The organism is Aquabacterium sp. (genome assembly GCF_044226965.1).
In the GTDB taxonomy this organism is placed as follows: Bacteria; Pseudomonadota; Gammaproteobacteria; order Burkholderiales; family Burkholderiaceae_C; genus Pseudaquabacterium.
In genome coordinates this window covers 86,795-102,655 of sequence record NZ_JBGAGA010000010.1, presented here as the reverse complement: position 1 = coordinate 102,655, position 15,861 = coordinate 86,795, and the positions used below count along the sequence as shown (strand labels likewise).

Genomic DNA, 15,861 nt, shown 5'->3' with positions numbered 1-15,861 from the left:
CCCTGCAGGGCAGTGCACGGCTTTAGAGCTTCTCGCTTGCGTATCGGGTGGCCGCTTCGCGGGAGACCCGGTGGCCCGCCGCCGATCTGGCGCTGTCGGGCGGCCTGGCATTCTTCGCGGGGGTCTTGAACCCCGACCCGAAGAGGCCGGCTTGCGCAAAGATTGTAGCCCGAGGCGCGGGTGTCCCGTCAGATCGCAGTCACCTGTTGCCAGGCCGCCGCAAGATCTGGCGGCAACGGCGACTCGAACACCAGCGCCTGGCCATCGATCGGATGAGCGAAGGCCAGTTCGGCCGCGTGCAGCGCCTGGCGCGTCAGCCCGAGGGCGGGCTTGCCACCGTACACCGCGTCGGCCACCAGCGGATGGCCTTCGTGCGCCAGGTGCACGCGGATCTGGTGCGTGCGGCCGGTATGCAGCTTGCAGCGCAGGGCACTGAATCCCTCATGGGACGCAAGCCACTCGACATCGGTGCGCGCGGGCTTGCCGCCCGCCACCACGGCCATCCGGATGCGTGACACCGGGTCGCGGCCGATCGGCGCCTCGATGCACAGCTGACGCCAGCGCGGCACGCCGTGCGCCAGCGCCAGGTAGTGGCGCCGCACCTCGCGCGCGGCGATGCTGCGCACGAGAGCCGTCATCGCCGGCAGCGTCTTGGCCACCACCATCAGCCCCGATGTGTCCTTGTCGAGCCGGTGCACGATGCCGGCCCGCGGCAAGGTCGCAGCTTGGGCATGGTGCGCCAGCAGGCCATTGAGCAGGGTGCCTGACCAGTTGCCCGCGGCCGGATGCACGACCAGCCCTGCGGGCTTGTCGACCACCAGCAGGTGCTCGTCCTCGAAGACGATGGCCAGCGCGATAGCCTCGGGTCGGAAGGCCTGGCTGGCGGCCGTTGGCACCAGCTCAAGCCGCACCCGCTGGCCCACGCGCAACTTGCGTGCGGACACCCGCTGAGCACTGCCGTCCACCTGCGCGTGACCGGCCTCGATCAGGCCCTGCAGGTGGCTGCGCGAAAACTCCGGCGCCAGGCCCACCAGCCAGCGATCCAGGCGCTGGCCGTGGCCATCGGGATCGACCATCCGCTCGCGCGTCTCGACCGCGCCCTCTTCATCCGGCTCCGCCGCATCGCCCGGCAAGTCAGGCTGCGGCAACGGTGTTGCCACGGAATCGTCCTCGGGACGGGCCATTAGAATCTCGCGTTCTGCATTGATGCCGCTGCCACCTCGATGAGCCTGCTGTCCAAGCCCGCGCGCCTGCTGGCGCTGTTCGTGCCCCTGCTGTTGGCGCTGCTCGCCGGTTGCGGCTCGGATCCGAAGATCGACGACAAGGCCGACGTCGAGAAATTGTATGCAGACGCCAAGGACGACATGAACGCCGGCAGCTACGAGCGGGCGATCAAGACCCTGGAACGCATCGAAGGCCGTGCCGCCGGTACGCTGCTGGCACAGCAGGCGCTGCTGGACATGGCCTATGCGCAGTGGCGCACGGCCGAACGGGTGCAGGCCATTGCCACGCTCGATCGCTTCATCAAGGTCCACCCGTCGAGTCCGGCGATGGATTACGCCCTGTACCTCAAGGGCGTGATCAACTTCATCGACAACGTCGGATTCCTCAGCAGCATCGCGCGCCAGAACGTGTCCGAGCGCGACCAGCAGGCTTCCCGCGACGCCTACCAGGCCTTCCGCCAACTCGTCGAGCAGTTCCCGAACTCGAAGTACGCGCCCGATGCGCGGCTGCGCATGGACTACATCGTCAACTCGCTGGCCGAGTACGAAGTGCATGTGGCGCGCTACTACTACCGGCGTGGCGCCTACCTGGCCGCTGCGAACCGCGCCCAGCAGGCGGTGCACGACTACCAGCAGACGCCGGCCACCGAGGAGGCCCTGTACATCCTGGCCGTCAGCTACGACAAGCTCGGGCTGAAGGAACTGGCGACCGACGCCGACCGCGTCCTGAAGAAGAACTTCCCCAACAGCCGCTACCTGCGCGACGGGGTTCGCCTGCCCGATCGGGCGTGGTGGCAGTTCTGGTGATCGGCCTGCGGTCGTCAGCCGACGTGCGCTGAGGCCAGTTCATCCAGCCAGGCCAGCGCATCGGCTTCTGTGTCGAGCGCGCCCATCGGCGGCAGGGCCTGCCGCAGCTTGCGCCCGTAGGGCATCTGCCGCAGCCGCGGGTCGGTGATCACCAGCAGACCGCGATCGCTTTCACTGCGGATCAGTCGGCCCGCGCCCTGCTTCAGCGAGATCGCGGCCTCGGCCAGGTAGTAGTCGTTGAACGGATCGCGACCCAGGCGCTCGAGTTCGCGCGACCGGGCCTGCACCAGGGGATCGTTCGGCGGCGGGAATGGCAGCTTGTCGATGATCACGCACTGCAGGGCGTCGCCCGGCACGTCGATGCCTTCCCAGAAGCTCTGCGAGCCGACCAGCACGCTGCGCGGCGTGTCGAGGAAGCGCTGCAGCAGCGTGCGCTTCGGATGGCTGCCCTGCACCAGCACCTGCAGACCATCGCCGGCCGCGGCACTGGCTTCGTTCAGCGCCTCGGCGATCACGGGCAGCACGCGCAAGGTGGTGGTCAGCACGAAGGTGCGGCCTCCCAGCCGGCCCGCCAGCCGTGCGGCGAGCGCACCCACCGCGGCGGGATGGCCGGCCTCGTTCGGCTTCGGAAAGCGTGGCGGCACCCAGGTGCGGGCGTGGGCCGCGTAGTCGAACGGACTGCCCACGCGCAGCTTGCGCGCGTCCTCCATCGCGGCGGCCTCGCAGAACCAGCTCAGCTCGTCATCGGTGCCCAGCGTCGCGGAGGTGAAGATCCACGCGCGCTGGGCTGCCTCGCGCTGCTCGGCGAACAGGTCGCGGATGTGCAGCGGGGACTCGATCAGGCGGGCGTCTCGCGGACCGAGGTCGATCCAGCGCACGCGCGCCTCCGCGGCTGCCTCGACAAAGCTGCCGGACAACGCGGAAAGTGAGCGTGCCCGCTCGATCAGCCGGGTGAAGTCCGGCGCCGCCGCTTCCACAGCGATCAAGCCCTGGACCAAGGCCTGTGCCGCGCTCGACAGGGCCTGCAGCGCGGCAATGAACTCCGGGCGCGCCGCCCGCTCGTCCCAGCGCAGCTTGACGATGCCGCGCAGGTCGCGCAACGGGCCGGCACAGGCCAGCCGCAGGTCGCGCGCGGCGTGGTCCAGCGCGCCGGCCAGGTCCTGCCAGGGCGCGAGGCCGCGCGCATGGGCCAGGCCCGCGGCCACCACGTCGCGCGCGAGGTCCAGCACCTGCGTCGTGCCCAGCGAGGTGCCGAGGAACTGCAGGCCGGTCTCGACCAGCTGGTGCGCCTCGTCGAACACCGCGGCGTCCACCGTCGGCAGCAGTTCGGCCACGCCGCTGTCGCGCAACGAAAGGTCGGCGAAGAACAGGTGATGGTTCACCACCACCAGGTCGGCCACCATCGCGTCGCGCCGCGCGCGCGCGACGTGGCAGCTGCCATGCTGCGGGCATTCGGTGCCCAGGCAGTTGTCGCGCGTGGAGGTCACCAGCGGGATGACCGGCGAGCGATCGTCCAGGCCTTCGATCTCTGCCAGGTCGCCCGTTGCGGTGGCGGTGGCCCAGTGCTCGATGCGTGCCAGCGCACGCACCGCGAACCGGTCCGGCAGGGTGGCCGTCTCGCGCGCCTGCTGCAGCCGGTGCAGGCACAGATAGCTCGATCGCCCCTTCAGCAGCGCGATGCGTGCCGGCACGCGCAGCGCATCGCGCAGCCGAGGCAGGTCGCGCAGGAACAGCTGGTCCTGCAGGCTCTTGGTGGCGGTGCTCACCAGGGCCCGGCGACCCGACAGCAGCAGCGGCACCAGGTACGCAAAGGTCTTGCCGACGCCGGTGCCAGCCTCGGCCACCAGTGCGGCCCGGTCCTCGATCGCCTGCGCCATCGCGCTGGCCAGGCGCTGCTGCATCTCGCGCTCGATGAATCCCGGATCGGCCTGCGACAGCGCACCGCCTCGGGCCAGCGCGTCGTGCGTGGCTGCGGCCAGCGGCGAGGCCGGCGCCTGGTGTCCGGCCGTCATGCCGGTTCGGGCGGATCGAGTTCGGCCTCGAGCCTGGCAATCTGGTCGCGCAGCAGCAGGCGCCGCTTCTTCAGGCGGCGCAGGGCCAGCTCGTCGACCGGTGACTGCTCGGCGGCCCCATCGATCAGGCTGTCCAGATCGGCGTGCTCGATGCGCAACTCGATGATCCGCCGCTGCGGCGAATGCAGGTTGTCGTCCTTCGGCAGGTCTGGCGGCATGATCGCTTGAGTTTATAGTCTGGCCGCATGAGCGCGCCCACTCCCCAGCCCCATCGGCTGCTCGCCGCCACCGCCTTGCACCGGGGCGATCGCGCCTACCAGCAGGACCAGGTCGAGATCCTCACGCACGCCAAGGTGCCGGGCTGTGTCCTGGCGGTGCTGGCCGACGGCATGGGCGGCAAGAGTGGCGGCCGCAAGGCCAGCGACCAGGTGGTGATGACAGCCCGCCAGATCTTCGAGCGCTACCTGCCGGCCAAGGACGACCCGGCCGAGACGCTGAAGCAGCTGGTGATGGAATCGCACCTGATGATCAAGCTGACCGCCATCACCGCCGAAGAAGAGCCGCACAGCACGGTGGCGGCGTTCCTGCTCGGCCCCGCGCGCGACTGCTCGGTGGCCCATGCAGGCGATTCGCGCGTGTACCACTTCCGCGGCGCCGAGATGCTCAGCCGCACCACCGACCATTCCTACGTCCAGCGCCTCATTGACGAAGGCAAGCTCAACGAGGAGCAAGCCAACTCGCATCCGCAGGCCAACCTGCTGACCGGCTGTCTCGGCACGCAGGCCGACCCGCCGCTGACCATCACCCACATCGACAAGGTCGAACCCGGCGACACGCTGCTGGCCTGCAGCGACGGCTTGTGGCACTACTTCTCGCCGCGTGAGCTGGGCGCCATCGTGCAGGGGCTGCCGCCGCGCGAGGCCAGCGAGATGCTGGTCAGCAAGGCGCGCCAGCGCGCCCGCGGCGGTGGCGACAACCTGTCGCTGGCGTTGGTGCGGGTCGAAACCATCGTCTGACCCGCACGCGGCGGGCGCGCCCCCGGGCTCAGCGTCCGCCGGCACCGGGTGCCGAGGGCAGCGGCAGCGGTGCGGCCGGCGGCTTCTTCGCGTCGCGCTCGGCATTGCGCTTCTGCACGGCATCGCGGTGTTCACGCGCCTCCTTGGCGCGTTCAGCCTGTTCCCGGCGGCGTTGTTCGGCCTGCTGCGGGGTATCCCCCATGCGCGGCTCTACCTGCACGGGTGCCGGCGTGCGCGAGGCCTGGGCGGCCGCAGGCGCGGGCGCGCGCTGAAGGCGGCGCAATGGCGGCGGGGCGTTGGCCTTGTCATCGGCCTGGCGCGCCTTCTCCTGGATGCCACGCAAGCGTTCGGCCGCGCGCTGGCGGCGCTGCGCATCATCGAGCACGGCCTGCTCGCTGGCCAAGCGGTCCAGCACGCGGCGGCGCTCGCTGCGGGCGTCATCGAGACAGGTGGTGACGGCGAAGCGCCGCTCGCAATCCTTCTTCGCCGCGTTGAAGCGCTCTTCGGCATCTCTCCGCTCGGCGGCGATGCGCGCGCGCTGCCGCGAGCGATCGTCGGCAGCCTGTGCTGACGACAGCAGCAGCCCGCAGGCCAGGGACGACAACACGAATCGAAGCAGGCGCATCAGGGCACCATTGTGATCATGTGATGCGGGTGTCGACCTCGCGCCGGTCCAGCGCCAGGTAGGCGGCCGACTGCATCTCCTGCAGACGCGACACGGTGCGCGGGAACTCGTGCGCCAGCGGCCCCTCGGTGTACAGCTGCTCGGCAGGCACCGCAGCCGAGAGGATCAGCTTCACGCGCCGGTCGTACAGCACATCCACCAGCAGCGTGAAGCGTCGCGCCTCGCTGGCCAGGCGCGGCGGCATTTGCGGCACGTCCGAGAGGATCACGGTGTGGAACTGCTGCGCGATCTCGAGGTAATCGTTCTGCGAACGCGGGCCACCGCAGAGGGTGCGGAAGTCGAACCACACCACGCCGCCGGCGCGGCGCCGGGCCCGCAGCTCGCGGTGTTCGATATGCAGCACCGGATCTTCGTCGCGCGCCTCCGCCAGATCATCGAAGGCCCGCTGCAGCGCGGCATCGGCCTCGGGCCCGAGGGGCGCGTGGTACAGCTGCACATGCTCCAGTGCACGCTGGCGGTAGTCGGTGCCGTTGTCGACGTTGATGACCTCGAGCTTCTGCTTCAGCAGCTCGATGGCCGGCAGGATGCGGTCACGGTGCAGCCCGTTCGGGTACAGCTCGTCGGGATGGAAGTTCGAGGTGGTGACGATCGAGACCCGGTTGGCGAACATCGCCTCAAGCAACCGGTGCAGGATCATCGCGTCGGTGACATCGGCGACGTGGAACTCGTCGAAGCAGATCAACCGGAAGCGTCGCGCGATGCGCTTGCCAAGTTCATCCAGCGGGTTCTGCACCCCCTTGAGCTCCTGCAGCTCGCGGTGCACTTCGCGCATGAACTCGTGGAAATGCAGGCGGGTCTTGCGCGTCAGCGGCACGGCCTGGAAGAAGCAGTCCATCAGGAAGCTCTTGCCGCGGCCGACACCGCCGTGCATGTACACGCCGCGCGGAATCGGCGGGCGCACCAGCATCTTGGTCAGCGCATTGCTGCGCCGCGCCTTGTAGTCCGCCCACTCGTTCTCGCAGCGTTCGAGCGCGGCGATCGCGCGCAGCTGCGCCGGGTCGGCCTGGTAGCCGCGCTCGGCGAGCGTCGCTGCGTAGAGTTGGCGGACCGGCACGCGCGCTGCGTCAGAAGTTCAGCGTGCGCTTGTCGACCGCGAGCGCGGCTTCCTTCGTGGCTTCGCTCAAGGACGGATGCGCATGGCAGATGCGCGCGATGTCCTCGGCCGATGCCTTGAACTCCATCGCCACCACGGCTTCGGCGATCAGTTCGGACGCGAACGGTCCGACGATGTGCACGCCGAGGATCTCGTCGGTCTTCGCATCGGCGATGAACTTCACGAAGCCGGTGGTGTCGCCCAGTGCCCGCGCACGGCCATTGGCCATGAACGGGAAGCTGCCGGTCTTGTAGGCACGACCCTCTGCCTTGAGCTGCGCCTCGGTCTGGCCGACCCAGGCGATCTCGGGCGAGGTGTAGATCACCCACGGCACGGTGTTGAAGTTCACGTGGCCGTGCTGACCCGCAATGCGCTCGGCCACCGCAACGCCCTCTTCCTCGGCCTTGTGCGCCAGCATCGGGCCGCGCACGACGTCGCCCACCGCCCAGACCTTGGGCAGGTTGGTGCGGCACTCGCCATCGACGACGATCGCGCCGCGCTCGTCGAGCTTCAGGCCCACGGCCTCGGGGTTCAGGCCGACCGTGTTGGGCACGCGACCGATCGAGACGATCAAGCGCTCGACCGACAGCGACGCCGCTTCGCCCTTGGCATTGGTGTAGGCCACCGTGACGCCGTCCTTCGCGGTCTTCACCTCGGTGATCTTGACGCCGAACTCGAACTTCAGGCCCTGCTTGACGAAGGCCTTCTGCGCCTCCTTGGCCACCTGCTCGTCGGCCGCGCCGAGGAAGCCCGGCAGTGCCTCGAGGATGGTGACCTGAGCGCCGAGGCGCCGCCACACCGAACCCATCTCCAGGCCGATGACGCCGGAGCCGATCACGCCCAGGGTCTTGGGCACGGTCGGGATGCGCAGCGCCCCGTCGTTCGACAGCACGCGGTCTTCGTCGAAGGCCGCCCCAGGCAGCTGGCGCGGATTCGAGCCGGTGGCGACGATCACGTGACTGGCCATCAGCGTTTCCGGCGCCGCGCCGGCCACCGCGATCTCGTAGCCGCCCTCGCCTGCCTTCACGAACGAGCCACGCCCATGGAAGAACGAGACCTTGTTCTTCTTGAACAGGTAGAGGATGCCGTCGTTGTTCTGCTTGACCACCTGGTCCTTGCGCTTGAGCATCTGCGCCACGTCGATCTTCAGATCGGCCAGCGAGATGCCGTGCTCGGCGAAATGGTGACCCGCATGGTCGAAGTGCTCGGACGACTGCAGCAGCGCCTTGCTCGGGATGCAGCCGACGTTGGTGCAGGTGCCGCCCGGTGCCGGGCCGCCCTTGTCGTTCTTCCACTCGTCGATGCAGGCGACGTTGAAGCCCAGCTGCGCGGCACGGATCGCCGCGATGTAGCCGCCGGGGCCGCCGCCGATCACGACGACGTCGAATGACTTGCTCATCGTGTCGCCTCGCTCAGATGTCGAACAACAGGCGTGCCGGATCTTCCAGCGCGTCCTTCATCGCCACCAGGCCCAGCACGGCCTCGCGACCATCGATGATGCGGTGGTCGTAGCTCATCGCGAGGTAGTTGATCGGGCGCACCACGACCTGGCCGTTCTCGACCACCGCGCGGTCCTTGGTGGCATGCACGCCCAGGATGGCCGATTGCGGCGGGTTGATGATCGGCGTCGACAGCATCGAGCCGAACACGCCGCCATTGCTGATCGAGAAGGTGCCGCCGGTCAGCTCCTCGATGCCGAGCTTGCCGTCCTTGGCCTTCTGGCCGTACTCGCCGATCTTCTTCTCGATCTCGGCGAAGGTCATCTGGTCGGCGTTGCGCAGGATCGGCACCACCAGGCCGCGCGGCGAACCCACCGCGATGCCGATGTCGAAGTAGCCGTGGTAGACGATGTCGTTGCCATCGACGCTCGCATTGAGCACCGGATACCGCTTGAGGGCAGCGACCGCGGCCTTCACGAAGAAGCTCATGAAGCCGAGCTTGATGCCGTGCTCCTTCTCGAACTTGTCCTGGAAGCGCTTGCGCATCTCCATCACCGGGGCCATGTTGACCTCGTTGAAGGTGGTGAGGATGGCATTGGTGGCCTGCGACTGGAGCAGGCGCTCGGCCACTCGGGCGCGCAGGCGAGACATCGGCACGCGCTGCTCGGGGCGGTCGCCGAGGTTCGGCGCCACCGGCGCGGCCACGGCGGGCAAGGCCCGCGCCGCGGCAGGTGCCGGCGCGGGCGGCGGCGGCGCCACCGGCTTCGCTGCAGCACCGGCCAGCGCGCCCAGCACATCGCCCTTGGTGACGCGGCCGTCCTTGCCGGTGCCCGGCACCGAGCCGGCCGCCAGGCTGTTGTCGGCCATCAGCTTGGCAGCCGCGGGCATCGCGACATCGCTCTTGCTGGCGGCGGGCGCCGCTGCGGCCGGCACGGCAGCGACCGTCGCTGCAGGCGCCGGCGCGGCGGCAGGCACGGCACCCGCTGTCGCGGTGGTGTCGATCTTGGCGATCAGCTGGTCGCTGACCACGGTGCCACCGTTGCCGACCACCAGCTCGGTCAGCACGCCGGCGGAAGGCGCCGGGACTTCGAGCACGACCTTGTCGGTCTCGATCTCGATCAGGATCTCATCGATGGCCACGGCTTCGCCGGGCTGCTTCTTCCACTGCAGCAGCGTGGCTTCGGCCACGGATTCGGACAGCTGCGGGACTTTGACTTCTACGATTGCCATGTTGGTCTCTATCAATTCAAGTGAGCGGCGCCGAGGCGGCCGCGTCGACCGTCAACACAGGTGCACGGTCGAACGCGGCGCGCCGGGCCGGCGCCAACGGCGTCCGGTCTGACACTACTTCGTCAGCACGAAGCCCTTGAGCTTTCCGAAAGCCTGGTCGAGCAGCGCCTTCTGCTGCTCCTGGTGCAGGTGGGCGTAGCCCACCGCCGGCGAGGCCGACGCCGGACGACCGGCGTAACCCAGCTTCTGCCCGTCGGCCATGTTCTCGTGGATGTAGTGCTGCACGAAGAACCAGGCGCCCTGGTTCTGCGGTTCGTCCTGGCACCACACCACCTCGGTGGCATTGGGGTAGCGCTTGATCTCGGCGGCGAACGCCTTGTGCGGGAACGGATAGAGCTGCTCGACGCGCACGATGGCCACGTCGCCGGCCTTCTTCTCGTCACGCTTCTTGACCAGGTCGTAGTAGACCTTGCCCGAGCAGGCAATGATGCGCTTGACCTTCTCGGCCGAGATGTCGGCGCTCTGCTCCGGGATGACCGTCTTGAATTCACCCTTTGTGAACTCGGACAGCGGCGAGGTGGCGTCCTTGTTCCGCAGCAGCGACTTCGGCGTCATGATGACCAGCGGCTTGCGGAACATGCGGACCATCTGCCGGCGCAGCACATGGAAGATCTGGCTGGCCGAGGTCGGCTGCACGATCTGCATGTTGTTGTCGGCCGCCAGTTGCATGAAGCGCTCCAGGCGAGCCGAGCTGTGCTCGGGGCCCTGACCTTCATAACCGTGCGGCAGCATCAGCACGATGCCGTTGGCGCGGCCCCACTTCACTTCGCCCGAAGCGATGAACTGGTCGATGACCACCTGCGCGCCATTGACGAAGTCGCCGAACTGCGCTTCCCAGATCGTCAGCGTGTTCGGCTCGGCGCTGGCATAGCCGTACTCGAAGCCCAGCACCGCCTCTTCAGACAGGATCGAGTCGATGACGACGAACGGCGCCTGGTTGTCGGCGACGTGTTCCAGCGGCGTGTAGGTGCCGACGTCCCACTTCTCGCGGTTCTGATCGTGCAGCACGGCATGGCGGTGCACGAAGGTGCCGCGGCCGCAGTCTTCGCCCGACAGCCGCACCGCGTAGCCCGAGGCCACCAGCGACGCGAACGCCAGGTGCTCACCCATGCCCCAGTCGACGTTGAGTTCGCCACGGCCCATCGCGGCGCGATCGGCCAGCACCTTCTCGACCAGCGGATGGACCTTGAAGTTCGGCGGAATGGTGGTCAGGCGCTCGGCCAGGCGCTTGACCTCGGCCAGCGGCAGCGCGGTGTCGGCCGCGTCGGTCCACTTCTTGCCGAGGAACGGCGCCCAGTCGACCGCGTACTTGCTCTTGAAGTTGGTGAGCACCGGGTCGACGGTGTGACGCCCTTCGTCGAACGCCGCGCGCAGGTTCTTCACCATCTGGTCCGGGCCGTCGGCCGGCAGCAGGCCCTGGGCCACCAGCTTGTCGCCGTACAGCTTGCGGGTGCCCGGGTGCTTGGCGATCACCTTGTACATCAGCGGCTGCGTCAGGCTCGGCGTATCTTGCTCGTTATGGCCCAGCTTGCGGAAGCAGATGATGTCGACGACGACGTCCTTCTTGAACTGCTGCCGGTAGTCGAGCGCGATCTGCGTGCACAGCACCACCGCCTCAGGGTCGTCGCCATTCACGTGCAGCACCGGCGCCTCGATCATCTTGACGACGTCGGAGCAGTACAACGTGGAGCGCGAATCGCGCGGGTCGCTGGTGGTGAAACCGATCTGGTTGTTGATGACGATGTGCACCGTGCCGCCGGTGTAGTAGCCGCGGGTCTGCGCCAGCGCCAACGTCTCCATCACCACGCCCTGGCCGGCGAAGGCCGCGTCGCCGTGCACCAGCACCGGCAGCACCTGCTCGCCGGTCTTGTCGCCACGGCGGTCCATCCGGGCCTTGACCGAACCCTCGACCACCGGGTTGACGATCTCGAGGTGGGACGGGTTGAAGGCCAGGCTCAGGTGGACCGGGCCGCCGGGGGTGGAGATGTCGCTCGAGAAGCCCTGGTGGTACTTCACGTCGCCGGCCGGCAGGTTCTCGGGCGCGGTGTGCTCGAACTCAGCGAACAGGTCGCCCGGCATCTTGCCCAGCGTGTTCACCAGCACGTTCAGGCGGCCACGGTGGGCCATGCCGATCACGATTTCCTGCACGCCCTTCGCGCCGGCGCGCTGCACCAGTTCGTCCATCGACGCAATGAAGCTCTCGCCGCCCTCCAGCGAGAAGCGCTTCTGTCCGACGTACTTGGTGTGCAGGTAGCGCTCGAGGCCTTCGGCCGCGGTGAGGCTCTGCAGGATGTCCTTCTTCTGGTCGGCCGTGAAGCTGGGCTTGCTGCGGATCGACTCCAGCCGTTCCTGCCACCAACGCTTCTCGGTGGGGTCGGTGACGTGCATGAACTCGGGGCCGATGGTGCCGCAGTAGGTTTCACGCAAGGCCTGCAGGATCTCCCGCAGGGTCATGTTCTCGGCCTTGGTGAAATAGGTGTTCGCGGCACTGAAAGTGATGTCCATGTCACTTTCGGTGAGGTCGTAGAACGCCGGCTCCAGCTCGGGAATCTTGGGGCGTTCGGTGCGCTTGAGCGGATCGAGGTCGGCCCAGCGCGACCCCAGGAAGCGGTAAGCCGCGATGATCGACTGCACGTGCACCTGCTTGCGCGCGACCGCGAGGTCGGCGGAGCTGGTCTTCAGTGCGAAGGCATTGGCCTTGGCGCGCTGCGCGAAGGATTCGACGACCGGCGCATGCGCGACGTCGCGCGATTCCGTGCCGTCGGCGGCGGGCACGTTCTGCAGGTTGTCGAAATAGGCGCGCCAGTTGTCCGGCACACTGCCGGGATTGTCGAGATAGGCCTCGTAGAGCTCCTCGACATAGGGCGCATTGCCCCCGAACAGGTACGAGTTCGTCCTGTACTGCTGCATCATCGCTCGCTCACCTTTCGCCCCGGTTTCCAGGACTATGATGGGTTGAAAACCTTCCGCGTTCCCGGCTCGACCGGTTGGCGGATTGCGACCCGCCTTGACTGGAAAACACCAGCAAGGGGACGGGAAGGACCATGGGATCTCCGGGCGCGACTGTACCACCGCCGCCCTGACCAGGATCACCGAATTGGCTCGACCGCACCACACCGTGATCCTGTTGCACACCGAGGGCCCGGCCAAGCCCGTGTCGGGTGCGCCCTGCAACGGCTGCGGCGTGTGCTGTGCCTGGCAGCCCTGTCCGCTGGGGATGATCGTCAGCGGGCGGCGCCACGGCAGCTGCACCGCGCTGCTGTGGCACGCGCAGACGCGCCAGTACCGCTGCGGCATGCTGCTCGAGCCTGCCAGGCACCTGCCGCATGGGCTGCGCTGGCTGGCGCCGCTCGTCGCGCGACTGGCGCGGCGCTGGATTGCTGCCGGCAAAGGTTGCGACAGCGACCTGCAGGCCGGACCCGCCGAAGCCCCCGGCAAGCCCTGAGGCGTTCGGCCGCAGCCGATCAGCGCGTGGGCAATCCCAAGCGCTGGCGGGCGATGTCGTATTCGCGCCTGAACCGGGCGATCAGTTCGGCCGCCGGCAGCACGCGGTCGATCGCGCCGATGCCCTGGCCGCAACCCCAGATGTCCTTCCAGGCCTTCTTCGCGCCGATCTCGCCGTCCTTGCCGGCGCCAAAGCTCATCTTGCTGGGATCGCTGACCGGCAGATTCTCGGGGTCGAGACCGGCATTGACGATCGAGCCGCGCAGGTAGTTGCCGTGCACGCCGGTGAACAGGTTGCTGTAGACGATGTCATCGCTGGAGGAGCCGACGATCATCTGCTTGTACGCCTCGGCCGCACGCGCCTCCTCGGTGGCGATGAAGGCCGAGCCGATGTAGGCGAAGTCGGCGCCCATCGCCTGCGCCGCCAGGACGGCCGCGCCCGAGGCAATGCTGCCGGACAAGGCCAGCGGCCCGTCGAACCACTGGCGGATTTCCTGCACCAGCGCGAAGGGGCTGCGGGTGCCGGCATGGCCACCGGCGCCGGCGGCCACCGCAATCAGACCATCGGCGCCCTTCTCGATGGCCTTGCGCGCAAAGGTGTTGTTGATGACGTCGTGCAGCACCACGCCACCCCAGCCGTGCACGGCATCGTTGATGTCGGTGCGCGCGCCGAGGCTGGTGATGATGATCGGCACCTTGTACCTGGCGCAGGCGGCCATGTCATGCTCGAGCCGGTCATTGGTCTTGTGCACGATCTGGTTGATCGCGAAGGGCGCGGCCTTCTGTTCGGGATGGTCTCGGTCCCAGGCGGCCAGTGTTTCGGTGATCTCGGCCAGCCATTCGTCCACCTGCGAAGCCGGGCGCGCATTCAGTGCCGGCATCGAGCCGACGACGCCGGCCTTGCACTGCTCGATCACGAGCTTGGGATTGCTGATGATGAACAGCGGTGAACCGATGATCGGCAGCGGCAGGTTGGCAAGCACGGGCGGCAGGGGCACGGGCAACTCCGTCGGGACAAGGTGAGAAGGGCTGGGCTCAGAAGGCTTCGAGGGCCATCGAGGTAACCGCCTCGGCGCCCTCGACAATGCTGTCGCGCAGGCCCGGCGCCTTGCTGAGGATATGGTCGCCATAGAAGCGCGCGGTGGCGATCTTGGCTTGCATGAAGTCGGCATCCTCGCCGGCGGCCAGGCGGTCTTCGGCCACCATGAGCGCACGCGCCATCTGCCAGCCGGCCACCACATTGCCGGCCAGCATCAGGTAGGGCACGCTGCCGGCGAACACGGCGTTCGGGCTGGCCTTGGTCTGGCCGGCCACGAAATTCACCGCGTCGACGAAGGCCTGGCGACCGGCAGCCAAACGCTTGTGCATCGCGCGGCAGGCTGCGCTGCTGCGCTGGGCCAGCTGGCCTTCCGTGTGCTCGATCTGCGCCGCGATGGCCTTGGCCACGGCGCCGCCATCGCGCGCGGTCTTGCGGCCCACGAGGTCATTGGCCTGGATGGCGGTCGTGCCTTCGTAGATGGTCAGGATCTTCGCGTCACGGTAGTGCTGCGCGGCACCGGTCTCCTCGATGAAGCCCATGCCACCGTGCACCTGCACGCCCAGCGAGGTGACCTCGAGGCTCATCTCGGTGGAGTAACCCTTGATCAACGGCACCAGGAACTCGTAGAAGGCCTGGTTCTGATGCCGCACCTCGCGATCGGGGTGGGCATGCGACGCATCGTAGGCAGCAGCACCCACCAGCGCCATCGCGCGGCAGCCTTCGACGTAGGCACGCATCGTCATCAGCATGCGGCGCACGTCGGGGTGGTGGATGATGGCCGCGGCGCCCGGCAGCGAGCCATCGACCGGGCGGCTCTGCACCCGGTCGCGCGCGTACTGCACCGCCTGCTGGTAGGCCCGCTCGGCCACCGCAATGCCCTGAACGCCAACCGCGTAACGCGCGGCGTTCATCATCACGAACATGTATTCGAGGCCACGGTTCTCCTGGCCGATCAGCGTGCCGATCGCGCCGCCATGGTCGCCGTACTGCAGCACCGCGGTCGGACTGGCCTTGATGCCGAGCTTGTGCTCGATGGACACGCAATGCACGTCGTTGCGAGCGCCCAGGCTGCCGTCGGCATTGAGCAGGAACTTCGGCACGAGAAACAGCGAGATGCCCTTCACGCCCTCGGGAGCACCGGTCACGCGCGCCAGCACCAAGTGCACGATGTTCTCGGCCATGTCGTGCTCGCCGTAGGTGATGAAGATCTTGGTGCCGAAGATCTTGTAGGTGCCGTCAGGCTGCGGCTCGGCCCGCGTGCGCACCAGCGAGAGGTCGGAGCCCGCCTGCGGCTCGGTGAGGTTCATCGTGCCGGTCCAGCGTCCCTCGATCATGTTCGGGATGAACGCAGCCTTCTGCTCGTCGCTGCCCGCTGTCAGCAGCGCCTCGATCGCACCGTCCGTCAGTAGCGGGCACAGCGCAAAGCTCAGGTTTGCGCTGTTGACCATCTCGATGCAGGCTGCGTGGATCAGCTTGGGCAGGCCCTGGCCACCGAGTTCGGTGGGATGGTGAAGCCCCTGCCAGCCACCGTCGGCAAACTGCCGGAACGCATTCTTGAAACCCGGTGTCGTACTGACCGCGCCGTTGCTGAAGCTCGAAGGCTGCAGGTCCCCATCGCGGTTCAGCGGCGCCACCACGCCTTCGTTGAGCTTTGCGCATTCCTCGAGCACCGCGGCTGCGGTGTCGTAGCCGGCCTCCTCGTTGCCGGGCAGGGCCGCCACGGCATCGATGCCGGCCAGCTCCTTCATCACGAACAACATGTCCTTGACGGGGGCGCGGTAAGTCATGGTCTGTCTCCGGGAAGCCAAAAAAA

The 15,861-nt window shown here is 68.0% G+C and carries 13 protein-coding genes; 3 read left to right on the top strand and 10 right to left on the bottom strand.

Going from position 1 to position 15,861, the window contains the following annotated elements; translation table 11 throughout:
- Positions 1–188: 188 nt before the first annotated feature.
- Entirely contained in the window at positions 189–1,184 is a 996-nt protein-coding gene (locus ACILR4_RS07015) for an RluA family pseudouridine synthase (RefSeq protein WP_395700119.1), read from the bottom strand.
- A 39-nt stretch (positions 1,185–1,223) separates the two neighbouring features.
- Between ACILR4_RS07015 and ACILR4_RS07010 the strand changes: the two genes are divergently transcribed.
- On the top strand, positions 1,224–2,030 hold the full coding sequence (locus ACILR4_RS07010; RefSeq protein WP_395700118.1) for an outer membrane protein assembly factor BamD: 807 nt from the start codon (positions 1,224–1,226) through the stop codon (positions 2,028–2,030).
- Positions 2,031–2,044: 14 nt separating this feature from the next.
- Here ACILR4_RS07010 and ACILR4_RS07005 read toward each other — a convergent pair whose 3' ends face one another.
- Together ACILR4_RS07005 and ACILR4_RS07000 are read right to left on the bottom strand one after the other, a co-directional pair.
- Positions 2,045–4,042, bottom strand: coding sequence for an ATP-dependent DNA helicase (locus tag ACILR4_RS07005; RefSeq protein WP_395700117.1), 1,998 nt, complete (start codon positions 4,040–4,042; stop codon positions 2,045–2,047).
- Positions 4,039–4,260 carry a YdcH family protein gene (locus tag ACILR4_RS07000; protein ID WP_395700116.1) on the bottom strand — a complete coding sequence of 74 codons (222 nt, stop codon included), beginning with the start codon at positions 4,258–4,260 and terminating at the stop codon, positions 4,039–4,041. Before ACILR4_RS07000 ends, ACILR4_RS07005 begins: the two co-directional genes overlap by 4 nt.
- Positions 4,261–4,287: 27 nt before the next feature.
- Here ACILR4_RS07000 and ACILR4_RS06995 point away from each other — a divergent pair, with 27 nt between their 5' ends.
- Positions 4,288–5,058 carry a PP2C family protein-serine/threonine phosphatase gene (locus ACILR4_RS06995; protein WP_395700115.1) on the top strand — a complete coding sequence of 257 codons (771 nt, stop codon included), beginning with the start codon at positions 4,288–4,290 and terminating at the stop codon, positions 5,056–5,058.
- Between the two features lie 28 nt (positions 5,059–5,086).
- On the opposite strand, the gene ACILR4_RS06990 is transcribed toward ACILR4_RS06995, so the two are convergent.
- From ACILR4_RS06990 to ACILR4_RS06970, 5 genes are all read right to left on the bottom strand, one after another.
- The gene (locus tag ACILR4_RS06990) at positions 5,087–5,683 is read right to left on the bottom strand and encodes a hypothetical protein (RefSeq protein ID WP_395700114.1); all 597 of its coding nucleotides are present in this window, start codon (positions 5,681–5,683) and stop codon (positions 5,087–5,089) included.
- A 16-nt stretch (positions 5,684–5,699) separates the two neighbouring features.
- On the bottom strand, positions 5,700–6,797 hold the full coding sequence (gene zapE / locus ACILR4_RS06985; RefSeq protein WP_395700113.1) for a cell division protein ZapE: 1,098 nt from the start codon (positions 6,795–6,797) through the stop codon (positions 5,700–5,702).
- A gap of 10 nt (positions 6,798–6,807) precedes the next feature.
- Positions 6,808–8,235, bottom strand: coding sequence for a dihydrolipoyl dehydrogenase (gene lpdA / locus ACILR4_RS06980; protein ID WP_395700112.1), 1,428 nt, complete (start codon positions 8,233–8,235; stop codon positions 6,808–6,810).
- A 13-nt stretch (positions 8,236–8,248) separates the two neighbouring features.
- Positions 8,249–9,505: a 2-oxoglutarate dehydrogenase complex dihydrolipoyllysine-residue succinyltransferase gene (odhB, locus tag ACILR4_RS06975; RefSeq protein WP_395700111.1), complete on the bottom strand. Its 1,257-nt coding sequence runs from the start codon at positions 9,503–9,505 to the stop codon at positions 8,249–8,251.
- Positions 9,506–9,619: 114 nt separating this feature from the next.
- A complete protein-coding gene (locus ACILR4_RS06970; RefSeq protein WP_395700110.1) occupies positions 9,620–12,478 on the bottom strand; it encodes a 2-oxoglutarate dehydrogenase E1 component in 2,859 nt (952 codons plus the stop codon).
- Positions 12,479–12,683: 205 nt separating this feature from the next.
- Between ACILR4_RS06970 and ACILR4_RS06965 the strand changes: the two genes are divergently transcribed.
- The gene (locus ACILR4_RS06965) at positions 12,684–13,010 is read left to right on the top strand and encodes a hypothetical protein (protein ID WP_395700109.1); all 327 of its coding nucleotides are present in this window, start codon (positions 12,684–12,686) and stop codon (positions 13,008–13,010) included.
- 19 nt (positions 13,011–13,029) lie between these two features.
- Here the strand turns inward: ACILR4_RS06965 and ACILR4_RS06960 are convergent, their stop codons facing one another.
- Positions 13,030–14,007: an NAD(P)H-dependent flavin oxidoreductase gene (locus ACILR4_RS06960; RefSeq protein ID WP_395700108.1), complete on the bottom strand. Its 978-nt coding sequence runs from the start codon at positions 14,005–14,007 to the stop codon at positions 13,030–13,032.
- A gap of 37 nt (positions 14,008–14,044) precedes the next feature.
- Complete coding sequence (locus ACILR4_RS06955) at positions 14,045–15,835, bottom strand: acyl-CoA dehydrogenase (RefSeq protein WP_395700107.1); 1,791 nt, start codon at positions 15,833–15,835, stop codon at positions 14,045–14,047.
- Positions 15,836–15,861: the final 26 nt, after the last annotated feature.